Source organism: Herbiconiux sp. VKM Ac-2851 (assembly GCF_013205105.1).
GTDB lineage: Bacteria > Actinomycetota > Actinomycetes > Actinomycetales > Microbacteriaceae > Herbiconiux > Herbiconiux flava.
The window spans coordinates 402,493-424,915 of the sequence record NZ_JABMLJ010000001.1; the positions used below are offsets into that span (position 1 = coordinate 402,493).

Sequence of the window (22,423 nt, forward strand, 5' to 3'; positions counted from 1 at the left end):
ATGCTCGATCTCACACTGACCGAGATCGCGGAGGCGCTCCAGGGCGAACTCGTGATCACCGACGCGGCCGCCGACGCCGGGTACTCCCCGGCGACGGTGGTGAACGGCACCGTCGACACCGACTCCCGCCTGATCGGCGAGGGTGACGTCTTCGTCGCCAAGCGCGGCGAGTTCGACGACGGCCACCGCTTCGTCGGCGCGGCCGTCGAGTCGGGCGCCGCTCTCGTGGTGGTCGAGCACGCCTTCGCCGACGCCGAGCGCGAGGCGGGCCGGCAGCTGCCGGTCGCCCAGATCGTCGTCGACGACTCGGTGGTCGCGCTGGGCCACTTCGCCACCGACGTCGTGAGCCGGGTCCGCGCATCCGGAGACCTCAAGATCGTCGGCATCACGGGATCGAACGGCAAGACGACCACCAAGAACCTGCTGCGTGCCGTGCTCGAGCGCGTCGGCGAGACGGTCGCCCCGCGAGACTCGTTCAACAACGAGGTGGGCGCGCCGCTTACCATGCTGAAGCTGACGCCGACCACCCGGTTCCTCGTGGCCGAGATGGGCGCGAGCGGCAAGGGCGAGATCACCCGGCTGATCCGGATGGCGAAGCCCGACGTCGGCGTCGTGCTGACGGTCGGGCTCGCGCACGCCGGTGAGTTCGGCGGCATCGAGACCACGCTGGCGACCAAGACCGAGATGGTGATCGACCTCGACGAGAGCGACGTCGCCGTGCTCAACCGCGACGACGCCCGGGTGGCCGGCATGGCCGAGAAGACCCGCGCCCGCGTGCTCTGGTTCGGCCTCGGCGACGACGCGGAGGTGCGCGCCACCGAGATCGAGGCGAGCGCCTCGGGCACGACCTTCACGCTGCACCTGCCCGACGGGCAGTCGCGCCCCGTGCGCTTCGCCGTGCTCGGCGAGCACCACGTGATGAACGCCCTCGCCGCGGCCTCGGCCGCGCACGTGCTCGGCGTCGGCATCGACGACATCGTGGCCGCGCTGGAGACCGTGACCCGCGCCGAGCGCTGGCGCATGGAGGTGATGGGCGGCGGAGACCGCCCCACCGTCATCAACGACGCCTACAACGCCAGCCCCGACTCCATGGCGGCCGCGCTGAAGACCCTGGCCCAGATCGCCGCCCCCGGGCAGCGCACGGTCGCGGTGCTCGGCGAGATGAGCGAGCTCGGCCCGTACTCGGTCGAGGAGCACGACCGCATCGGCCGGATGGTCGTGCGGCTGAACATCGGCAAGCTCTTCGTCGTGGGCGAGGGCGCCCGCGCCATCCACCTCGCCGCCGAGCACGAGGGATCGTGGGGCGGGGAGGCCGTCTTCGCGGCCGACGCCGACGAGGCCTACGCGCTGATCGCCGCCGAGCTGCGACCCGACGACCTCGTGCTGGTGAAGTCGTCGAACTCGGCGCGCCTGCGCTTCCTCGGCGACAAGATCGCGGAGGCGACCACATGATCACCCTTCTCGCCTCGGCCTCGATCTCGCTGGCGTTCTCGCTCTTCCTGACACCGGTGTTCATCCGGCTGTTCAAGCGCTTCGCCTGGGGCCAGTTCATCAACGTCGACACCCCCGACGCCCACCACGTGAAGCGCGGAACGCCCACCATGGGCGGCATCGTGATCATCCTGGCGGTGCTGTTCGGCTACTTCGTCTCGGCGATCGCCACGCAGGAGATGCCGACGATGTCGGGCCTCCTGGTGCTGTTCCTGATGACCGGGCTCGGCATCGTGGGCTTCCTCGACGACTTCCTCAAGGTGCACAAGGAGCGGAGCCTCGGCCTCACGCCCTGGGCCAAGATCACCGGACAGGTGATCGTCGGCGTCGTGTTCGCGCTGCTCGCGATCCAGTTCCCGAACACGCAGGGCGAGACGCCGGCGTCGACGCAGATCTCGTTCATCCGCGACCTGCCGTTCGACTTCCTGTCCTGGGGCGTCATCGTCGGCACCATCGCCTTCGTCATCTGGATCTGCGTGATGGTGATCGCCACCTCGAACGGCGTGAACCTCACCGACGGCCTCGACGGGCTGGCGCCCGGGTCGAGCATCCTGGCCATCGGCTCGTTCATCGTGATCGGCTTCTGGCAGTTCAACCAGTCCTGCGCCAACGCCACGCTCGACCTCGACGTGCTCGACAAGTGCTACGACGTGCGCGACCCGCTCGACCTCGCGGTCGTGGCGGCGAGCATCGTCGGTGCGCTGATCGGCTTCCTCTGGTGGAACACCAACCCCGCCAAGATCTTCCTCGGCGACACCGGCTCGCTCGCCCTCGGCGGCGCGCTGGCGGCTCTGGCGATCCTGTCGCGCACCGAGCTGCTGCTCATCCTGATCGGCGGCATCTTCGTGATCGTCGCCGGCCAGGTCGCCGTGCAGCTGACCTACTTCAAGCTCACCAAGGGCAAGCGCATCTGGCGGGCGAGCCCGCTGCACCACCACTTCGAGATGAAGGGCTGGGCCGAGGTCACCATCGTGGTGCGCTTCTGGATCATCGCCGGCCTCTTCGTCGCCGGTGCCGTCGGCTCCTTCTACCTCGAGTGGCTCTCCCGATGACCGCCGAGCGCCTCGAGGGCCTGACCAGCTGGCACGCCGACTGGAGCGGCCTGCGGGTCGCCGTGCTCGGCCTCGGCATGACCGGCTTCTCGGTGGCCGACACCCTCACGGAGCTCGGCTCCTCGGTGCTCGTCGTCGCCGCGAAGGCGTCGAAGGAGTACTCCGACCTCGTCCCCGTGATCGGGGCCCGGCTCGAGCTGGCGCCGTCGGGTGAGATCCCGGATGCGCTCGTCGAGCACGATCCCGAGCTGGTCGTGGCGTCTCCCGGCTACCACCCCGACGACGCCCTGATCGCGTGGGCCGAGTCCCGCGGCATCCCGGTCTGGGGCGACGTCGAGCTCGCCTGGCGCCTCCGCGACAAGGTCGTGAACCCGCAGACCGGCAGGCCCGCCGACTGGATCGCCGTGACCGGCACCAACGGCAAGACCACCACCGTTCAGCTCACCGCCTCGATGCTGCTGGCCGCCGGGCACCGCGTGGCCCCGTGCGGCAACATCGGCATCCCGGTGCTCGACGCGATCCGCGACCCCGAGGGCTTCGACGTGCTCGTGGTCGAGCTCTCCAGCTACCAGCTGCACTCCACCTCGAGCATGTCGCCCTGGGCGTCGGTCGTGCTGAACGTCGCCGACGACCACCTCGACTGGCACGGTTCCTTCGAGGCCTACGCCGCCGCCAAGGCGCGCGTCTACACGGCCACCCAGGTGGCCTGTGTGTACAACAAGTCCGACGAGCTCACGATGCGCATGGTCGAGGAGGCCGAGGTCGTCGACGGCGCCCGGGCCATCGGCTTCGGGCTCGGCGTGCCCGGCCCGAGCGACTTCGGCATCGTCGACGGTATCCTCTGCGACCGGGCCTTCCTCGAGGAGCGCCGCGACTCGGCGCTCGAGATCGCCACGGTCGAGGAGCTCGCCCTGCGCGGACTCGGCGCACCCCACACAGTGGCCGACGTGCTGGCGGCCGCGGCCCTGGCCCGCAGCTACGGCATCTCGGTCGAGGCCGTGCGCGCCGCCCTCGCGGGCTTCAGCCTCGACCGCCACCGCATCGAGCACGTGGTGAGCGCCGGGGGAGTGACCTGGGTCGACGACTCCAAGGCCACTAACCCGCACGCGGCCGCCGCTTCGATCAAGGCCTACCCCTCGGTCGTCTGGGTCGTCGGCGGGCTGCTCAAGGGCGTCGACATCGATCCGCTGGTCGCCTCCTCGGTGGCCTCCAGCGGCCCCGACGGCACCGCCCGCGTGCGCGCCGTCGTGGTGATCGGCGTCGACCGCAGCGAGGTGCTCGCGTCCATCCGGCGACACGCGCCGGAGCTTCCGCTGTTCGAGGTCGATCACGAAGAGACTGAGGACGTGATGACCGCGGCGGTCGCCCTGGCGGCCGGTGCGGCTCTGCCCGGAGACGTCGTGCTGTTGGCCCCGGCCGCGGCATCGATGGACCAGTTCGCAGACTACGCCGACCGCGGTGACCGATTCGCGGAGGCCGTGCGCAAGCACGTGGGAGGTACAGACGGTGACCACGACGCCCTCCCGGAGCCTCCCGCGGCCCACTGACCGCGCCCGCCTGGACGGCGGCCCCCGCTCGGCCCGCATCTCGCTCGGCCAGGTCTTCACGGCCGAGTCGGGCAACTACTTCCTGCTGCTCGGGACCACGCTCTTCCTGGTGCTCCTCGGCCTGGTGATGGTGCTCTCCTCGAGTTCGATCGACTCCTACGTCGGCCGTCAGGGCTTCTTCGGCGTGTTCTGGAAGCAGGGCATGTTCGCCCTGATCGGCATCCCGCTGATGCTCGTCATCTCGCGCCTGCCCATCCGCTTCTTCAAGCGCTGGGCCTGGGTGGCGATCTTCGTGGCGGTCGGCGTGCAGCTGCTCGTGTTCACCCCGCTCGGCATCGAGGTCGGCGGCAACCTGAACTGGATCGGCGTCGGCAGCGTCAACTTCCAGCCCTCCGAGCTCGTGAAGCTCGCCCTCGTCATCTGGATGGGGTCGATCCTGACGAAGAAGGAGCCGCTGCTCGGTCAGCTCGGTCACGTCGTCATCCCCATCCTCCCGGTGGCGGGCGGCGCCATCCTGCTGGTGCTCCTCGGCGGCGACCTCGGCACCGTGATGATCATGGCGGGCCTCGTCTTCGGCGCGCTCTTCTACGCCGGCATCAAGCTCAGGATGCTCTTCCTCCCCGTCATCGCGGGAGCCCTCATCGCCGTGGTCGTCGCCTTCTCCAGCGAGAGCCGCACCACGCGCATCATGGCCTTCTTCACGGGCGGCGGGGCGGACTACGAGGGCACCGACTGGCAGGCGCAGCACGGCCTCTGGGCGCTCGCCAGCGGCGGCGTCTTCGGTGTCGGGCTCGGCAACTCCCGCGCCAAGTGGTCGTGGCTGCCGGCGGCCGACAACGACTACATCTTCGCCATCATCGGCGAGGAGCTGGGGCTGATCGGCGCGGTCGTGGTGCTGCTGCTGTTCATCGCGCTGGCCATCGCGTTCGTGCGCATCATCCGCTCGTCGACCGACATGTTCTCGCGGGTCGCCACCGGCGCCGTGATGGTGTGGCTGATCGGCCAGGCGTTCGTGAACATCGCCGTGGTGCTCGGCGTGCTGCCCGTGCTCGGCGTGCCGCTGCCGCTGATCTCCTCGGGCGGCTCGGCGCTGCTGACGACCCTCGCCGCGATCGGTATCGTCCTCGCCATCGCCCGGGAGAACTCCCAGAACGAGCAGGCGGCCGCCCGATGACGACGTACCTCCTCGCCGGAGGCGGCACGGCGGGCCACGTGAACCCGCTGCTCGCCACGGCCGACGAACTGCGCCGACGCGAGCCCGACGCGACCGTGCTCGTGCTCGGCACCGCGGAGGGCCTCGAGGCCCGGCTCGTGCCCGAGCGCGGCTACGAGCTGCTGACCATCCCCAAGCTCCCGTTCCCGCGGCGGCCGAACGGAGCCGCCCTGCGGTTCCCGGATGCCCTGCGCCGCACGATCGCGCAGGTGGCCTCGCTCATCCGCAGCCGGGGTGTCGACGTCGTGGTGGGCTTCGGCGGCTACGCCTCGGCGCCCGGCTACCTCGGAGCGCGGCGCGCCCGGGTGCCGTTCGTGATCCACGAGGGCAACGCCAAGCCCGGGCTCGCGAACGTGCTGGGCGCCCGCTTCAGCCCCTACGTCGGCGTCAGCTTCGCCGCGACCCGGCTGCCGAACGCGACGCTCACCGGCATGCCGCTCCGGCGCGAGGTGACGGCCCTGGCCGATGCGGGTGCGCGGGACGCCGCCCGCCTCGAGGCCGCCGCCGCGTTCGGACTCGACCCCGCCCGGCCGACCCTCCTCGTCACCGGCGGATCGCTCGGCGCCCGCCGCATCAACGCCACCGTCGTGGCGTCGGCACCCGCCCTGGTGGGCGCGGGGTGGAACGTGCTGCACATCGCCGGGAACCAGGCCGAGGTCGCCGATCCCGGTCTGCCCGGCTACGCCTTCCTGCACTACTGCGACCGGATGGACCTCGCCCTGGCAGTCGCCGACCTCGCCGTCTCGCGGGCCGGCGGATCGACGGTGTCCGAGCTCGCGGTCGTCGGCGTGCCGTCGGTGCTCGTGCCCTACGCGGTCGGCAACGGCGAGCAGCGCTTCAACGCGCTCGACCTCGTGAACGCGGGCGGGGCGACGATCGTGCCCGACGCGGAGTTCCTGCCCGGGCGGGTCGTGGCGGAGCTCGTGCCGCTCCTCGCCGACCGGCCGCGCATCGACGCGATGGCGGCCGCCGCGCGCTCGGTCGGCATCCCCGACGCGGCCGAGCGGCTCGTGCAGCTCGTCGGACGCGCGCTGGCCGGTGACGGGGGCGGGCGCCGGTGAGCGTAACGTTGTGTCGGATGTCCGGCAGCACCGAGCATCCGAGAACCCCGCCCCACCGAGCCCCGATCAGAAAGGGCATGAACCCGTGATCAAGCCCGACCTCAGCCTCCCCATCCCCGAGACGCTCGGCGCCGTGCACTTCGTGGGCATCGGCGGAGCGGGCATGAGCGGCATCGCCCGGCTGTTCCAGGCCGCCGGCCTGACCGTCACCGGGTCCGACCGCAGCGACTCCAAGACCGCGTCCAAGCTGCGCGCGCTCGGCATCCCCGTGGCCGTCGGCCACGACGCGGCGAACGTCGGCGAGGCCGACACCCTCGTCGTCACCAGCGCGCTCTGGCCCGACAACCCCGAGTACCTCACCGCGCAGGAGCGCGGGCTGACCGTGCTGCACCGCTCGCAGGCCCTCGCCTGGCTGACCAACCGCAAGCGCCTCGTGGCGGTCGCCGGCGCCCACGGCAAGACCACCTCGACCGGCATGATCGTCACCGGTCTGATCGGGCTCGACGCCGACCCGAGCTTCGTCAACGGCGGGGTCATCTCCGAGCTCGGCACCAGCTCGGCCTTCGGCGACGGGGAGCTGTTCGTCGTCGAGGCCGATGAGAGCGACGGCTCGTTCCTGCTCTACGACACGGCGGTCGCCCTGATCACCAACGTCGACCCCGACCACCTCGACCACTACGGCTCGGTCGAGGCCGTCGAGGACGCCTTCGTGCAGTTCGCCGACGCGGCCTCCGAGCTCGTCGTCATCTCCTCCGACGACGCCGGTGCGTTGCGCGTGAAAGACAGGCTCGCCCACCAGCGGGTGCTGAGCTTCGGCGAGGCCGCCGACGCCGACCTGCGGGTGCACTCGATCCAGACCGACGGGCCCGTGCGCTTCACCCTCGACTACGAGGGCGTCAGCTACCCGGCCGGCCTGCGGGTTCCCGGCCACCACAACGCGATCAACGCGGCCGGTGCGGTCGCCGTGCTGGTGGGTCTCGGCTTCGCCCCGGATGCGGCCCTCGCCGCGGTGGGCGCGTTCGGCGGCACCGGCCGGCGGTTCGAGCTGCACGGCACCGTCGGCGGCGTGAGCGTCTACGACGACTACGCCCACCACCCCACCGAGGTCGACGCGGCGCTGACCGCCGCGCGCACCGTCGTGGGCGAGGGCCGGATCATCGCCGTGCACCAGCCGCATCTGTACAGCCGCACGAAGCTGATGGCGGGGGAGTTCGCCGAGACGCTCGAGCGCACCGCCGACTACACGATCGTGCTCGAGGTCTGCGGCGCCCGGGAGGACCCGATCCCGGGTGTCACCGGCGAGCTCGTCTCCTCGCGCTTCGACGACGCCTCGAAGGTCGCCTACGTCGACGACTGGGATCGCGCCGCGGAGCACCTCGCGAGCGTGGCCCGCCCGGGCGACTTCGTCGTCACGCTCGGCTGCGGCGACGTCAACCTGATCGTGCCGCAGCTGCTGGAGCAGCTGGAGTCCCGCTCGGTCGCGGGCGTCGCCGGGGAGTGAAGCGGCCTCCGGGCATCACTCCGCCCCCTCCACCGCCGCCGCCGGCCGCCGAGCCGCCGGCGCAGCGGCCGAAGCGGGCGCCACGTGCCCCGCGGGCGACACCGGACGTGCGTCCGGCGGCCCCGTCGCGCTCGTCGGCCCCGTCGCGCTCGTCCGCCCCTTCCGGCGATCAGGACGCGACGCTGCCGATCGACCTCACCCAGCCGATCGATCTCACCCAGCCGATCGATCTCACCCAGCCGCTCGGCCGGACGCGATCGGTGAAGCTGCCCACGGGGAGCCCCGCATCGACGACCGCGCCAAGCACGGCGAAGCCCGCTTCGCCGCCCGCGTCGGCGACGAACCCCGACGCCAAACGGCAGCTGCGCAAGGCCACCGCCGCCCGGCGCCGCTTCGAGCGCTCCGAGGCCCGCCGCTTCACCCAGCGCTCCCGGCGTCGGCGCATCACCTGGATGATCGCGGGCGGCACGCTCGCCGGCCTCGTGCTCGTGGTGCTGCTCACGGCCTACTCGCCGCTGCTCGCCGTGCGCCAGCTCGCCGTCGAGGGCACCGCCCGGCTCGACCCCGCGGCCGTCAGCACCGCCCTCGACGACCAGCTCGGCAAGCCGCTCGCCCTCGTCGACTACGGCGCGATCGAGCGCGACCTCGCCGGCTTCCCCTACATCGAGTCGTACTCGGTGGAGGCGCGTCCGCCCGACACCCTCGCCGTGCGCGTCGTGGAGCGTCGCCCCGTCGCACTGCTGCAGACCGCCGCGGGCTTCGACCTGATCGACGCGGCGGGAGTCGTCGTGCAGCAGTCGGGGGAGCGCATTCCCGGCTTCCCCGTGCTCGACCTCACCGGCACCGAGATCGGCAGCCCGGGGTTCCAGGCCGCCGCCGCCGTGCTGATGTCCCTGCCCGACACCCTGCTGGCGCAGGTCGACCGCATCAGCGGCACCACCCCCGACAGCGTCACGATGGTCTTCGCCGGAGCCGGCCAGCGGGTCGTCTGGGGCGACGCCGAGGAGAGCGAACTGAAGGCGCAGATCCTGCAGAAGCTGATCGCGACGCAGGATCCGGCGCTGCCGGTGGAGTACGACGTGTCGAGCCCGCAGAGCCCGGTCATCCGCTGACGAACGCGGATCCACCGGATCCGATCGCGACACGCGGTGGGATTCGCGGCCCTGGGGAGCTTCCTCCCGTAGCGTCGTCGTAGGAAATACATACTCGGAATAACTTTAACTTTCAAGTCGAACTTTAAGGTTCCAGCGGAGGCCGGACGTGACTTCAAACCAGAACTACCTCGCCGTGATCAAGGTCGTCGGTATCGGCGGCGGCGGCGTCAACGCCGTCAACCGCATGATCGAGCTCGGGCTCCGCGGAGTCGAGTTCATCGCCATCAACACGGATGCGCAGGCGCTCCTGATGAGCGACGCCGACGTCAAGCTCGACGTCGGCCGCGAGATCACCCGCGGCCTCGGTGCCGGCGCCGACCCGGAGGTCGGCCGTCGTGCGGCGGAGGACCACGCGGAGGAGATCGAGGAGGCCCTGGCGGGCGCCGACATGGTCTTCGTCACCGCCGGAGAGGGCGGCGGAACGGGCACCGGCGGTGCTCCCGTCGTGGCCCGCATCGCGAAGTCGATCGGGGCGCTCACCATCGGTGTCGTCACGAAGCCCTTCGGCTTCGAGGGCAAGCGCCGCGCGGCCCAGGCCGAAGACGGTGTCGCCACCCTGAAGAACGAGGTCGACACCCTCATCGTCGTGCCGAACGACCGCCTGCTCGAGATCAGCGACCGAGGCATCAGCATGCTCGAGGCCTTCTCGACGGCCGACCAGGTGCTCCTCGCCGGTGTGCAGGGCATCACCGACCTGATCACCACCCCCGGCCTGATCAACCTCGACTTCGCCGACGTCAAGTCGGTCATGCAGGGCGCGGGTTCCGCGCTGATGGGCATCGGCTCGTCCAGGGGAGCCGACCGCGCCATCAAGGCCGCCGAGCTCGCCGTGGCCTCGCCGCTGCTCGAGGCGTCGATCGACGGTGCGCACGGCGTGCTGCTGTCGATCCAGGGCGGCTCGAACCTCGGCATCTTCGAGATCAACGACGCGGCCAAGCTCGTTCAGGACGCGGTGCACCCCGAGGCGAACATCATCTTCGGTGCCGTCATCGACGACACGCTCGGCGACGAGGTGCGCGTCACCGTCATCGCCGCGGGGTTCGACGGCGGCGAGCCGAACGCCAACACCCCGGCGGTCGAGTCGCGTCGCGGCAGCTTCGTCGGCAAGGCCGAGGAGGTCGACCCGTTCGGCCGCGGCGCCGCTCCCACGGCGACGCTGCGCCGCGACCAGCGTGCGGAGCCCGCCGAGGAGGCGCCTGCCGCCGCTCCGGCCCCGGCACAGCACTGGTCGACCCCGTCGGCCGACCTCGGCCTCACCGGCGCCGTGGCGCTCGACCCGGCCTCGGAAGACGACGACGCCGATCTGGACGTCCCGGACTTCCTCAAGTGACCGACCTCCTCCAGTAGTGACCGAGCCAACTCCCGCGGAGCGGGTCGAGCGCGTCGAATCCGAGATCTCGGAGGCGGCGCGCTCCGCCGGTCGTGACCGTGGCGAACTGACCCTCATCGCGGTCACCAAGTTCCACCCCGCGTCGCTCGTGCGCGAGCTGCACGCCGCCGGCCTCCGCGACTTCGGCGAGAACCGGCACCAGGAGGCGCGCGAGAAGGCCGTGGAGCTCGCCGACCTCGAGCTCGACTGGCACTTCGTCGGCCAGCTGCAGACCAAGAAGGCCCGCCAGGCCCGCGAGTACGCCTCGGTGCTGCACTCGCTCGACCGAGAGGCGCTCGTCGAGGCGCTGGCCGTCCCGGCCGAGGGCAGCGGCCCGCTCGACGCGTTCCTGCAGGTCAACCTCACCGACGACCCCGAACGCGGGGGAGTGCGACCTGAGGATGCGGAGGCCCTCGCCGAGCGGGTGGCCCGCGCTTCAGGCCTGCGCCTTCTCGGCGTGATGGCGGTCGCCCCGCTCGACGAGGAGCCGCGCGCCGCCTTCGCCCGGCTGCGGTCGGTCGGCGACCGCGTGCGCACCGTCGTGCCCGAGGCGCGCTGGATGTCGGCCGGCATGTCGAACGACTTCGCCGAGGCGATCGCCGAGGGCGCGACACACCTGCGGATCGGGACGGCAATCACCGGAAATCGCCCGCCCCGCGATTAATCTCGGGGTAGGAAGAACACGCACCCAACCGGAGGTTCCGATGGCCAACCCGCTCCGCAAGACCATGGTCTACCTGGGACTCGCCGACGAGGAGCTCGACTACGAGACTCCCGCCGCCGAGCCGCAGCGACAGGCGCCCGTCGCGCCCGTGCCGCATCCTCAGGCAGCTCCCAGCCAGGCCCCCGCGCCCCAGGCCACCCGTGCGCCGGTGACCCCCCTCCGCAAGACCTCGCACACCACTCAGACGAAGAATGTGGCTCCTGCTGAAATGAACGAAATCCTCACCGTGCACCCCAAGCAGTACAAGGATGCCCAGGTCATCGCCGAGAACTTCCGCGAGGGCATCCCGGTCATCATGAACCTGTCGCAGATGACGGATGCCGATGCGCGCCGTCTGATCGACTTCGCCGGCGGCCTCTCGCAGGGCCTCTACGGCAAGATCGAGCGTGTCACCAGCAAGGTCTTCCTGCTCTCGCCGTCGCACGTCTCGGTCTCCGGGGACGCCGGTGGCGAGGCTCGTGCGGAGTCGTCCTTCTTCGTCCAGTCATAATTGCTGAGTGGGTTCACTCGTAGCGATCATCGCGACCGTCGTCTATTTCGCGCTGCTGCTGTACTTCTTCCTGATGTGGGGTCGATTCATCCTCGACCTCGTCCGGACGGTCCGCCGTGACTGGCGGCCCACCGGCGCGCTCCTGGTGGTGGCGGAGGCGGCCTACACGGTCACCGACCCGCCGATCCGGTTCTTCCGGCGCATCATCCCGCCGCTGCGCGTGGGCCCCGTGGCCCTCGACTTCGGCTGGAGCATCGTGATGCTCATCGTGATCATCGGCCTCTCGGTCGCGGGCTTCCTGCGCGCATCCTGAGGCTCGGCCATGTGCCCCGACCGGGGGCCCATGTAGTCTGAAAGCACTCGCACCGCCCCGATCGACCCGTTCATGGGACGTTCGCCAGGAATGTTGCTACGGTTAGCAACGCGTTATCACTGTCTGTCAGAGCAATAAAGGTGGAAGACCATGGCGTTAACTCCGGAAGATGTTGTTAACAAGAGATTTTCTCAGACCAAGTTCCGTGAAGGATACGACCAGGACGAGGTCGACGACTTCCTCGACGAGGTCGTGGTCGAGCTCCGTCGCCTGACGCAGGAGAACGAGGAGCTCAAGGCCCAGCTCGAGAGCGGTTCCGCTCCCGTCGCCGCGGCCCCGGCCCCGGCCGCTGCCGAGGAGACCCCGGCCCCCGCACCCGTCGCCGAGGTGCCCGCACCCGTCGCCGCGGCTCCGGCCGCCGTCTCCGCGTCGGCTCCGGCCGCCGAGGTCGAGGACGACGCGGTCTCCACCACGAACCTGCTCCAGCTGGCGCGTCGTCTGCACGACGAGCACGTCAAGGAGGGTGCCGACAAGCGTGACGCCCTCATCGCCGAGGGTCACGCCACCGCCGCGCGCATCGTCGCCGAGGCCGAGACCAAGCAGCGCAACGAGCTCGCCCGTCTCAACCAGGAGAAGGCCGGCATCGAGCACCGCATCGACGAGCTGCGCACCTTCGAGAAGGACTACCGCTCCGGCCTCAAGAGCTACATCGAGGACCAGCTGAAAGACCTGACCTCCTCGAGCGTCGACAACGAGAAGACCCCGTCCTCCACCTTCAGCGGCTTTGGCGGATAGTCGGACCCAGAAGGCTCGCCCCCGGGTACTGATCGTTCTGGCGGTCGTCGCAGCTGCGGCGATCGCCATCGATCAGTTCACGAAGTTCCTCGTGGTCTCGAACCTCGAACTGGGTGAGGTCGTCCCCGTCGTGGGCGACCTCATCCAGTTCCGTTTCGTGAAGAACTCCGGCGCCGCCTTCTCGATCGGCAACGCGTACACCTGGATCTTCTCGATCCTGGCGGCCGCCGTGACCGTGGTGATCATCTGGTTCGCCCGGCGCATCCGTTCGATCGCCTGGGCCTGGGTGTTCGGGCTGCTGCTCGGCGGAACCATCGGCAACCTGATCGACCGGCTCTTCCGGGAGCCCGGCTTCGGCGTCGGTCATGTCATCGACTTCCTCACCATCCCGCTGCTGCCGGCGATCTTCAACGGCGCCGACGTCTGCATCTCGGGCGCCATGGTGCTGTTCCTGATCCTGACCCTCCGCGGGGTGGGACTCGACGGCACGCGCGGGGAGAAGCCGGCGGCTGCTCCTGAGCCCGAGGCCGCGCCCGGGGCCCAGCCCGGGGCCGATCCGCTGGCCGAGCCGGAGAAGTCGTAGCGATGGAGTCCCGCACCCTGCCCGTCCCCGACGGTCTCGACGGCACGCGCGTCGACGCCGGGATCGCCAAGCTGCTCGGCTTCTCACGCACCTTCGCCGCCGAGGTCGTCGACGCCGGCGGCGTGAGCGTCGACGGCAGGCCGGCCGGCAAGAGCGACCGGCTGCGGCGCGACACCTGGCTCTCGGTCGAGTGGGCTCCCAAGGAGGAGCCCCGCATCGTGCCGGTGATCGTGCCCGAGCTCGACGTGGTCTACGACGACGACGACATCATCGTGGTCGACAAGCCCGTGGGTGTCGCCGCGCATCCGTCGGTCGGCTGGGACGGGCCGACCGTGCTCGGCGCCCTCGCCGGCGCCGGCTACCGCATCGCCACGAGCGGCGCTGCCGAGCGCGCGGGCATCGTGCACCGCCTCGACGCGGGCACGAGCGGCCTGATGGTCGTCGCGAAGAGCGAGGAGGCCTACACCTGGCTGAAGCGCCTCTTCCACGACCGCGAGGTCGACAAGATCTACCACGCCCTGGTTCAGGGCCACCCCGACCCCTTTGCGGGCACCATCGACGCGCCCATCGGCCGCCATCCGCGCTCCGACTGGAAGTTCGCGGTCACCGCCGACGGCAAGCACTCCATCACGCACTACGAGACGCTCGAGGCGTTCCGGGCGGCGACGCTGCTCGAGATCCACCTCGAGACCGGGCGCACCCATCAGATCCGGGTGCACATGGCCGCCCAGCGGCACCCGTGCGTGGGCGACTCGATGTACGGCGCCGACCCCGTGCTGTCGGCCCGGCTCGGGCTCGCCCGGCAGTGGCTGCACGCCATGCGGCTGGGCTTCGTGCATCCGCGCACCCGCGAGTACGTCTCGTTCGAGAGCCACTACCCGGCCGACCTTCAGCACGCGCTCGACGTCGTGCGCGACGACTAGCCGGGCCTCAGGGCAGCAGCACCACGAGCTTCGTCGCCGAGACGCCGGCGCGCATCCGGTCGAGGGCGGGCTGGATGCTCGACAGCCCGGTTCCCACCACCTCCGCCCGCGGCAGCACCCGGTGGCGGCCCTCGGCGAGGGCGGCCGGGAGGTGGTCGGTCCAGAGCATCCGGCCCACCTCGTTCGAGACGAGTGTGCTGCCCCAGACGAAGCGCGCGCGGATGCCGTGACGGAGGCAGCGCAGCTGCAGCGCGACGTTGCCCGCCACGAGCCGTGCGATCATCACGGCTCGGCGGCGGGAGAAGCCCGAACGGCGGGGCTGGTCGAAGAACGAGACCGAGGGGCTGGCGAGGGCGACCCGCTTCGCCCCGGTCAGGGCGGCGATCGCGACGCACGGCTCGGCCGAGCCCGTCGCGATGGCGAGCACGCCGGCCACCCGCTGCCCGCCGACGGCGGCCACGACCTTCGCCACGACCTCGGCATCACGGTAGTCGACGGCCTCGGCCGCGCCGAGGTCGCGCAGCAGCGCGTGGTTGGCGGGGGAGGCGGTCGTGACGACGCGGTAGCCGGCGGCGACCGCGAGCTGCACGGCGTTCAGGCCGACGCTCGTGGCGCCGCCCCACACCACGACCGTCTCCCCGCGCGCCACCACCTCGCCGGGTGCGGTAGGCGGATGCGCGAGCCCGAGCTGGTCGCTCTGGAAGAGGGCCACGGCCGCCGTCGAGACCGCGAGGGGCAGTGCCGCCGCGTCCTCGAAGGCCGAGCCGGTCGGGATCGGGGCCGTCAGCGCCTCTTCGAGCAGGAGGTGCTGCTGGAAGCCGCCCTCTGCGACGTGGTCGCGGCCCTTCTCGACGCCCAGGGCGAAACCGACGACGCGGTCGCCCTTCGCGAACCGTGTCACCTCCGCACCGACGGCGACGACCTCGCCGGCGACGTCGGTGCCGAGCACGGCGGGGGCGTCGAGCCAGCGGTACATCATCCGGCCGTTGGACTGGATGACGGCGTCGAGCGGGTTGATCGCGACGGCGCGCGCTCGCACGACGAGCTGGGTCGGGCCGGCGACCGGGAAGGGCGATTCGCGCACGGTCACGTCGGCATAGGCAGTGTCGAGCCAGGCTGCGGTGTTCGGGGGAGTGCTGTCGGGCATCCGGTTCTCCAGAGGTGTTCGGGTCGAGCGGGGTGGGTGATGGCATTGCGTGTCATGGCCATGATGACACGGAATGTCGTAAGGTGGGGCGCATGACGCGATGGGCACCGGATGCGGCACTTCGGCTCGAGGCGGCGGCGCTCGATCTCGTGGAGGAGCAGGGCTACGCGGCGACGACCGTGCCGCAGATCACGGCGCGGGCCGAGCTGACGACCCGCACCTTCTTCCGGCACTTCGCCGACAAGAGGGACGTGTTCTTCCTGCGGGACCGCGAGTTCCCGCGGGTGATCGCAGAGGCGCTGGAGGGGGTGGCGGCGCAGGGGGACGGGCTCGGGGGAGTATCCGCGGGGGCCGACGCGCTCGACGTCGTGCGGCAGGGGCTCGCCCGCGCGGTGTCGCCGCTGGAGGGCTGGCGGGAGCCGATCCTCCGGCGGAGGGCGATCATCCGGGCGGAGGACCAGCTGCGGGAGCGCGAGCTGCTGAAGTCGGCGCACCTCGCCGATGCGATCACGGATGGGCTCGTCTTACGGTCGGTGGCCCCGGAGCGGGCCCGGCTGGTGGCCTCGATCGCCGTGCTCGTGTTCGACCGGGCGCTCGACGCCTGGCTCGACGCGCCGCCGACCCGGCCCCTCGCCGGGTTCCTCGAGGACTCCTGGGTCGAGCTCGAGGCCCTGCTCGCACCCCAGGGGTGAGCGCGGGGCTGCCGCGTCACAAAGCGTAGGACCAGCACGGCGGCCGGATCGCGCTGCCTACAGTGGCACCACTCCGCAGCCGCGGAGCATCGCCCGAGTGCAGCCTGGAGACGCCATGACCACCGATCCCCTCAAGTTCGCCTACTGGGTGCCGAACGTCAGCGGCGGGCTCGTCGTGTCGACGATCGAGCAGCGCACCTCATGGGACTACGACTACAACGTCAAACTCGCTCAGACCGCCGAGCGGGTGGGCTTCGAGTACGCGCTGAGCCAGGTGCGCTACCTGTCGAGCTACGGCGCCGCCCAGCAGCACGAGTCGACGAGCATCAGCCTCGCGCTGCTGCTCGCGACCGAGAAGCTCAAGGTCATCGCCGCGGTGCACCCGGGGCTCTGGGAGCCGGCCGTGCTCGCGAAGTTCATCCTCACCGCCGATCAGTTCTCGCACGGCCGGGCCGCCGTCAACGTCGTCAGCGGCTGGTTCAAGGACGAGTACACGAAGCTCGGTCTGCCCTGGCTCGAGCACGACGAGCGCTACCGGCGCTCGGCGGAGTTCATCGAGGTGCTGCGGAAGCTCTGGACCGAGGAGAACGTCGAGTTCGCGGGGGACTTCTACCGCGTGAACGACTTCACTCTGCGACCGGGGCCGTTCCCGGTGCAGGGGCGCGAGCATCCGGAGATCTTCCAGGGCGGCAACTCGACGGCCGCCCGCTTCAACGGCGGGGCGCACGCCGACTGGTACTTCTCGAACGGCAAGGACTTCGACGGGTTCACCGAGCAGTACGACGAGGTGACGCGCATCGCGGCCGAGCACGGGCGCCGGGTGCGGTTCGGCCTGAACGCGTTCACGATCATCCGCGACACCGAGGCGGAGGCGCGCGAGCAGCTGCGGGAGATCATCGCGAAGGCCGACAAGCCGTCGGTCGAGGGGTTCCGCGCATCCGTGCAGCAGGCGGGCGCCTCGACGGCCGACAGGAAGGGGATGTGGGCCGACTCGTCGTTCGAGGACCTCGTGCAGTACAACGACGGCTTCCGCACCCAGCTGATCGGCGACGCCGAGCAGGTCGCGCGGCGGATCATCGCGTACAAGCAGCGCGGCGTCGACCTGTTCCTGCTCGGCTTCCTGCACTTCCAGGAGGAGCTCGAGCACTTCGGCACCACCGTCATCCCCATCGTGCGGGAGCTCGAGGCCGAACTCGAGCGCACCGGCGAGCTGCGCCCCGCCACCGTCTGATTCCTCGTCGGAAGCCCGCGGCAACGGGCTCCCGGCGATCCACCGCCCGGTTCCCCGGGCGATCCAGCACACCGAACAAGGAGCATCATCGTGACCCTGACAGACCAGACGACCGACCCCTCGACCGACCGCTGGCGGGACGCAGCCCGCCCACAGACTAGCGCCGAGTGGCTCGAACGCGCCGCGGAGGTGTCGGACATCCTCGCCGCCGACGCCGTGGAGCGCGACCGCGCCGGGCTCGCGCCCCACCGGGAGGTGGCGCTGCTGAAGGCCTCCGGTCTCGTGACGCTGCTCGGACCCGTCGAGCACGGCGGGGGCGGGCAGACCTGGGCCACGGCGTACAAGGTGATCCGCGCGGTCGCCCGCGGTGACGGCTCGATCGGGCAGCTGCTCGGCTACCACTACCTCTGGGCGTGGGCGGCGCGGCTCGTCGCGACCGAGGATCAGATCGCGGCCGTCGAGGAGCTGTACACCTCCCAGAGCCTGCTGTTCGGGGGCGCGGTGAATCCGCGGGACTCGGATCTGAGCATCCGCTCGGAGGGGGACACCCTCGTGTTCTCGGGGCGCAAGTCGTTCTCGACGGGTGGGGTCGTCAGCGATCTGACCGTGCTCGAGGGCGTGCTCGAGGGCACAGACACGCACATCTTCGCGATAGTGCCGACCGACCAGCCGGGCATCGTGTTCGGGAACGACTGGGACAGCCTCGGGCAGCGGCTGACCGAGTCGGGGTCGGTCGAGATCCAGGACGTGCGCGTGGACTGGGCGTCGGCGGCGGGGTTCGTCGACCGGGTGTTCCAGCCGCTGACGTACAACACGCTGAACGTGCCGACGATCCAGCTCGTGTTCGCGAACTTCTACCTCGGGATCGCGCAGGGGGCACTGACGACCGCCGCGGCCTACACGCGGTCGACGACGCGCCCCTGGCCGTACGGCGGCGACGACAAGGCGCGGGCCGCCGACGAGTGGTACCTGCTCGAGGGGTACGGGTCGCTGCAGTCCAAGCTCTGGGCCGACGAGGCGCTGATCGACGCGGTCGGCGAGGAGATCAGTGCCGTGCTGCACGCGCCGCGCGAGGAGCTCACCGAGCGGCGGCGCGGCGAGATCGCCGTGCGGATCGCCGCCGCGAAGGCGCGCATCTCGGACGACGGGCTCGAGACCGCCACCAAGGTCTACGAACTGACGGGGGCTCGGGCGACGGCGAACTCGGTGGGCCTCGACATCTTCTGGCGCAACCTCCGCACGCACTCGCTGCACGACCCGGCGCCGTACAAGCGCCGCGAGGTGGGGCAGTACGTGCTGCTCAACGAGATCCCCGAGCCCACCTGGTACACCTGATCCGAGAGGTCAGTCGGCGGGGGTCACCGCCGGGGCGGGGTGGGGGACCCCGCCCCAGCGCTGGGCCGTGCGGTGCTCGTGCAGGGCGCGCTCGGCGTGCAGCGCCGGGTAGATGCCGAGGAAGACGGCCATCGGCGCGAGCAGGCGCACGTCGTGGATGCCATGGGCCGCGTAGGTGCGCTGGAATCGCTCGACGTAGTAGAGGTAGTCCCGCGGCGAGGAGTCGAGGCGGCGGGCCGACATGCCCACCGTCATCGCCGAGACGTAGCCCACCTTGAGGCCCTTGAGGGCGAGGTGCACGGCCAGGTCGATGTCCTCGTGCATGAGATCCTCGCGGTCGGCGCAGACGTCGCCGCGCACGGCCAGCCAGGCCTCCTTCGTGATCGCCATGTTCGTGCCGAAGAGGAAGACGTAGTCGCCGGCGAGCTTCACCTGCAGCTTCCGGAAGGTGTCGTCGGCGTGGTGGCCGAAGCGCCGCATGGGCATGTCGTAGTACTCGACCGGGCCGCTGGCCGCCACGAAGTCACCGGTCGAGAAGGCGAGCTGCACCTGCTCCACCCAGTTCGGCGCGAGGGCGGTGTCGGCGTCGATGCGGCCGATCACGGTGCCGGTCGCAGCGTCGAAGCCGGCGTTCCGGGTGGGGGTGATGCCCTGCTCGGCGTCCTGCTCGATCAGGCGGATGTTCGCCTCGGGGAACGCCTGGATCATCGCCTCGACCGCCGCCCGCGTGCCGTCGGTCGAGCGGTTGTCGACCACCACGATCTCGTGCGCGGGCACGGTCTGCTCGATCGCGGCGACGAGGCAGTGACGGATGCCCGCCTCCTCGTTGTACGCGGGGATGACGATCGACACCGTCGGCAGCGCGGCGGCGGGGAGCGGGGAGAGGCTGTCGGTCACGTCGGATCCTTCGATCGGGAGCGGGGCGGGGACGCCGGTCGGTGCCGTCAGTCTGGCAGAGCGCGGGCACCGGGCGACAGGTGCAGATGATCGTCGGGCGGCGGGTGCGCGGGGGCGGGCATCCGGAGCAGTAGCGTGGGCGGGGTGGGCGAGTCGGGCGATCGGATGACGTCGGAGGACGTGAGTGCCCTGGTCGCGCGCCTGACCGACGCCGAGAAGGTCGCGTTGACCGCCGGAGCGGACGCGTGGACGACGGTCGCGGTGCCGCGGCTCGGCATCCCGGCGCTGCGCCTGGGCGACGGACCGCACGGGGTGCGGCGGCCGCGCGACGGGTCGGGGCTGTCGATGTTCGACTCGGACCCGGCGACCTGCTTCCCCACGGCGGCGGCGCTCGGGGCGAGCTGGGACGAGTCGCTCGTCCGCGAGGTCGGCGCGGCCCTCGGGCGGGAGGCCGCCGCGCACGGCATCGGGGTGCTTCTGGGGCCCGGGGTGAACCTCAAGCGCACACCGGTGGGCGGGCGGAACTTCGAGTACTTCTCGGAGGATCCGCTGGTCTCGGCCCGGCTCGGCGCTGCCTGGGTGCAGGGTGTGCAGGGCACGGGGGTGGGCGCGTCGCTGAAGCACCTCGCGGCGAACGACACCGAGCATCGGCGCTACGGCATCGACGCGGTGGTCGACGAGCGGGCGCTGCGGGAGCTCTACCTCGCGCCCTTCGAGCACATCGTGCGGTCGGCGCGGCCCGCCACCGTGATGGCCGCGTACAACCGGCTGAACGGCGAGCACTGCACCGAGTCGCGGTGGCTGCTGACCGGTGTGCTGCGAGGGGAGTGGGGGTTCGACGGGGTGGTCGTGTCCGACTGGGGGGCGTCGTGGGACCGAGCGGCGTCGATCCCGGCGGGCACCGACCTGAGCATGCCGGGGCTCGGCCGGTTCGACGACGCCCTCGTGCTGCGGTCGCTGGCGACGGATGCGCGGCCGGGCGCCTCGCGTGATGCGAACCCGCGCGGGGCGGGGCTGGGTGCTGCGGCGGTGCGCGCCTCGGCGACGGATGCGCGGCCGGGGTCGCTCGGACGGGGTGCGCTCGACGCGGCGGTCGGGCGCGTGCTGCGGCTCGTCGAAGCGCATGCCGGCACCGCGGTGGAGGCGCCGGAGCCCGACCTCGACGCGCACCACGCGCTGGCGCGGCGGGCGGCGGCGGCCGGGACCGTGCTGCTGCAGAACGACGGGGTGCTGCCGATCCGAGCGGGGGTGAGCATCGCGGTGATCGGGGCCATGGCGGCCGAGCCGCGCTACCAGGGGGCGGGGAGCTCGCACGTCGTGCCGACCCGGCTCGACACCCTCCTCGACTCCCTTCGCGCCGCTGTCGGGGGCGTGGTGTTCGCCACGGGATACGACGGGGCCACGAACCGGGCCAGCGAGGTGCAGCTGCGGGAAGCGGAGCGGGCCGCCGCTGCGGCCGACGTGGCCGTCGTGGTGGTGGGGCTGCCCGAGACCTACGAGACCGAGGGCGTCGACCGGGAGCACCTGCGGCTGCCCGTCGACCATGATCGGCTGGTCGAGACGGTGCGGGCGGCGAACCCGCGCACGGTGGTGGTGCTGCAGAACGGGGCGCCGGTCGAGCTGCCGTGGCGCCGGGGCGTCGCGGCGATCCTCGAGGGCTACCTCGGCGGACAGGCGGGCGGCAGCGCCCTCGCCGAGGTGCTGCTCGGGCTGGCCGAACCGGGCGGACGCCTGGCGGAGACCTTCCCCGAGCGCTACCACGATCATCCGCTCGCCCACCTGCCGAACGGCCCCGCGACGGTTGAGTACCGCGAGAGCCTGTACCTCGGCTACCGCTGGTTCGACAGTGCCGGCGAGGACGTGGCGTTCTGTTTCGGGCAGGGCCTCTCGTACACGCGCTTCGCCTGGGGCGAGCCGGTGATCGAGCGGGGCGACGACGAGGTGACGGTGCGGGTGACCGTGACGAACACGGGGGAGCGGGCCGGCTCCGAGGTCGTGCAGCTGTACCTGCACGACGGCTCGGCCGAGACCTTCCGGCCCGAGCAGGAGCTGCGCGGCTTCGCCAAGGCGACGCTCGAGCCCGGAGCGAGTGAGACCCTCACGCTGACGCTCGGGCGCCGCGCCTTCTCGTGGTGGAACCCCGGAATATCTGCCTGGCAGCTCTCGCCGGGCCCGTTCGAGCTGCGGCTCGGCCGGTCCTCGCGCGACGTCGTGCACCGGCTCGCGGTCACGGCGCCGGGCGAACCGGCGCTCCCGGCCGCTCCCGCCGAGGTGCCCCGGGCCTACGGTGCCCCGTCACGCGCGCTCGGCTTCCCGCGCGCCGACTTCGAGCGGATGCTCGGCCGCCTGCTTCCGCCGAACCGCTCCGCCCCGCCCGGCCGCTTTACCCTCGACACCGCTCTGGGCGACATGCAGGGCGCGCTCGCCGGCCGCCTGCTGCTCGGCGCCGTGCACTCGCAGGCGCTGAAGACGCTCGGCGCGCCGGACGCCCCCGGCGTGCACGCGGCGGCGGGGGAGGTGGTGGCTCAGCTGACGTTCCGGATGCTGCCGACCGTCACCGACGGCCTCCTCGGCCGCCGGCGCTCGCTGTGGCTGCTCGGGGTGGTGAACGCGCTCAGTCGCGCAGGTCGTCGGGCGCCTTGTCGCCGAAGGGCTGCCCCTCGTCGGGCTCGAGGATCTCGGAGCTGAAGTCGCGCCAGTCGGGCCGCGCGTCGCCGGGGGCGGCGGCGGCGTCGGGCTCGTCGGCACCGTCGTCGGTGCTGTCATCGGCACTCTCGCCGTCGTCGCCCTCACCGGACGGGTTGGGGATGCCCTCCTCGAGGATGGCTCCCGCAGGGTCGGGCGAGGCAGGGACGCCCGCGAACTCGATGGCGGTCTGGTCGGGGTCGCTGGGAAGGGACATGGT

21 protein-coding genes are annotated in these 22,423 nt (G+C 71.5%); 18 read left to right on the forward strand and 3 right to left on the reverse strand.

Going from position 1 to position 22,423, the window contains the following annotated elements; genetic code table 11:
* The 14 genes from murF (at position 1) to HQQ85_RS01895 (ending at position 14,216) form a co-directional block, all read left to right on the forward strand.
* Positions 1-1,452: a UDP-N-acetylmuramoyl-tripeptide--D-alanyl-D-alanine ligase gene (gene murF / locus HQQ85_RS01830; RefSeq protein WP_173180803.1), complete on the forward strand. Its 1,452-nt coding sequence runs from the start codon at positions 1-3 to the stop codon at positions 1,450-1,452.
* On the forward strand, positions 1,449-2,543 hold the full coding sequence (gene mraY / locus HQQ85_RS01835) for a phospho-N-acetylmuramoyl-pentapeptide-transferase (RefSeq protein ID WP_173180804.1): 1,095 nt from the start codon (positions 1,449-1,451) through the stop codon (positions 2,541-2,543). Before murF ends, mraY begins: the two co-directional genes overlap by 4 nt.
* Positions 2,540-4,090: a UDP-N-acetylmuramoyl-L-alanine--D-glutamate ligase gene (gene murD / locus HQQ85_RS01840; RefSeq protein ID WP_173180805.1), complete on the forward strand. Its 1,551-nt coding sequence runs from the start codon at positions 2,540-2,542 to the stop codon at positions 4,088-4,090. Before mraY ends, murD begins: the two co-directional genes overlap by 4 nt.
* Positions 4,050-5,264, forward strand: a complete 1,215-nt coding sequence (gene ftsW, locus HQQ85_RS01845) for a putative lipid II flippase FtsW (RefSeq protein ID WP_371741722.1) — start codon at positions 4,050-4,052, stop codon at positions 5,262-5,264. Before murD ends, ftsW begins: the two co-directional genes overlap by 41 nt.
* On the forward strand, positions 5,261-6,364 hold the full coding sequence (gene murG / locus HQQ85_RS01850) for an undecaprenyldiphospho-muramoylpentapeptide beta-N-acetylglucosaminyltransferase (RefSeq protein WP_173180807.1): 1,104 nt from the start codon (positions 5,261-5,263) through the stop codon (positions 6,362-6,364). The genes ftsW and murG overlap by 4 nt, the downstream gene beginning before the upstream one ends.
* Before the next feature lie 85 nt (positions 6,365-6,449).
* The gene (murC, locus tag HQQ85_RS01855; RefSeq protein WP_173180808.1) at positions 6,450-7,865 is read left to right on the forward strand and encodes a UDP-N-acetylmuramate--L-alanine ligase; all 1,416 of its coding nucleotides are present in this window, start codon (positions 6,450-6,452) and stop codon (positions 7,863-7,865) included.
* Positions 7,866-7,972: 107 nt separating this feature from the next.
* Entirely contained in the window at positions 7,973-8,977 is a 1,005-nt protein-coding gene (locus HQQ85_RS01860) for an FtsQ-type POTRA domain-containing protein (RefSeq protein WP_173180809.1), read from the forward strand.
* A 148-nt stretch (positions 8,978-9,125) separates the two neighbouring features.
* A complete protein-coding gene (ftsZ, locus tag HQQ85_RS01865) occupies positions 9,126-10,349 on the forward strand; it encodes a cell division protein FtsZ (RefSeq protein ID WP_173180810.1) in 1,224 nt (407 codons plus the stop codon).
* Positions 10,350-10,365: 16 nt separating this feature from the next.
* Positions 10,366-11,052 carry a YggS family pyridoxal phosphate-dependent enzyme gene (locus tag HQQ85_RS01870; protein ID WP_173180811.1) on the forward strand — a complete coding sequence of 229 codons (687 nt, stop codon included), beginning with the start codon at positions 10,366-10,368 and terminating at the stop codon, positions 11,050-11,052.
* 40 nt (positions 11,053-11,092) lie between these two features.
* Positions 11,093-11,602 carry a cell division protein SepF gene (locus tag HQQ85_RS01875; protein ID WP_173180812.1) on the forward strand — a complete coding sequence of 170 codons (510 nt, stop codon included), beginning with the start codon at positions 11,093-11,095 and terminating at the stop codon, positions 11,600-11,602.
* A gap of 7 nt (positions 11,603-11,609) precedes the next feature.
* Positions 11,610-11,915 (forward strand): YggT family protein, encoded by a 306-nt coding sequence (locus HQQ85_RS01880; RefSeq protein WP_371741723.1) that lies wholly within the window; start codon positions 11,610-11,612, stop codon positions 11,913-11,915.
* A gap of 150 nt (positions 11,916-12,065) precedes the next feature.
* Complete coding sequence (locus HQQ85_RS01885) at positions 12,066-12,710, forward strand: DivIVA domain-containing protein (RefSeq protein ID WP_173180813.1); 645 nt, start codon at positions 12,066-12,068, stop codon at positions 12,708-12,710.
* Complete coding sequence (gene lspA, locus HQQ85_RS01890) at positions 12,700-13,293, forward strand: signal peptidase II (RefSeq protein WP_254069080.1); 594 nt, start codon at positions 12,700-12,702, stop codon at positions 13,291-13,293. The genes HQQ85_RS01885 and lspA overlap by 11 nt, the downstream gene beginning before the upstream one ends.
* Before the next feature lie 2 nt (positions 13,294-13,295).
* Complete coding sequence (locus tag HQQ85_RS01895) at positions 13,296-14,216, forward strand: RluA family pseudouridine synthase (protein WP_173180814.1); 921 nt, start codon at positions 13,296-13,298, stop codon at positions 14,214-14,216.
* Positions 14,217-14,223: 7 nt separating this feature from the next.
* On the opposite strand, the gene HQQ85_RS01900 is transcribed toward HQQ85_RS01895, so the two are convergent.
* Positions 14,224-15,363, reverse strand: a complete 1,140-nt coding sequence (locus tag HQQ85_RS01900) for a zinc-binding alcohol dehydrogenase family protein (RefSeq protein WP_173180815.1) — start codon at positions 15,361-15,363, stop codon at positions 14,224-14,226.
* 92 nt (positions 15,364-15,455) lie between these two features.
* Here HQQ85_RS01900 and HQQ85_RS01905 point away from each other — a divergent pair, with 92 nt between their 5' ends.
* The 3 genes from HQQ85_RS01905 (at position 15,456) to HQQ85_RS01915 (ending at position 18,621) form a co-directional block, all read left to right on the forward strand.
* A complete protein-coding gene (locus HQQ85_RS01905; protein ID WP_173180816.1) occupies positions 15,456-16,055 on the forward strand; it encodes a TetR/AcrR family transcriptional regulator in 600 nt (199 codons plus the stop codon).
* Positions 16,056-16,170: 115 nt separating this feature from the next.
* Positions 16,171-17,286, forward strand: a complete 1,116-nt coding sequence (sfnG, locus tag HQQ85_RS01910) for a dimethylsulfone monooxygenase SfnG (protein WP_173180817.1) — start codon at positions 16,171-16,173, stop codon at positions 17,284-17,286.
* A 90-nt stretch (positions 17,287-17,376) separates the two neighbouring features.
* Positions 17,377-18,621 (forward strand): acyl-CoA dehydrogenase family protein, encoded by a 1,245-nt coding sequence (locus HQQ85_RS01915; RefSeq protein ID WP_371741724.1) that lies wholly within the window; start codon positions 17,377-17,379, stop codon positions 18,619-18,621.
* 9 nt (positions 18,622-18,630) lie between these two features.
* Here the strand turns inward: HQQ85_RS01915 and HQQ85_RS01920 are convergent, their stop codons facing one another.
* Positions 18,631-19,518 (reverse strand): glycosyltransferase family 2 protein, encoded by an 888-nt coding sequence (locus HQQ85_RS01920; RefSeq protein WP_173180818.1) that lies wholly within the window; start codon positions 19,516-19,518, stop codon positions 18,631-18,633.
* A 144-nt stretch (positions 19,519-19,662) separates the two neighbouring features.
* Here HQQ85_RS01920 and HQQ85_RS01925 point away from each other — a divergent pair, with 144 nt between their 5' ends.
* The gene (locus tag HQQ85_RS01925; RefSeq protein WP_173180819.1) at positions 19,663-22,206 is read left to right on the forward strand and encodes a glycoside hydrolase family 3 C-terminal domain-containing protein; all 2,544 of its coding nucleotides are present in this window, start codon (positions 19,663-19,665) and stop codon (positions 22,204-22,206) included.
* On the opposite strand, the gene HQQ85_RS01930 is transcribed toward HQQ85_RS01925, so the two are convergent.
* Positions 22,133-22,420 carry a hypothetical protein gene (locus HQQ85_RS01930; protein WP_173180820.1) on the reverse strand — a complete coding sequence of 96 codons (288 nt, stop codon included), beginning with the start codon at positions 22,418-22,420 and terminating at the stop codon, positions 22,133-22,135. The genes HQQ85_RS01925 and HQQ85_RS01930 overlap by 74 nt on opposite strands.
* Positions 22,421-22,423 lie beyond the last annotated feature (3 nt).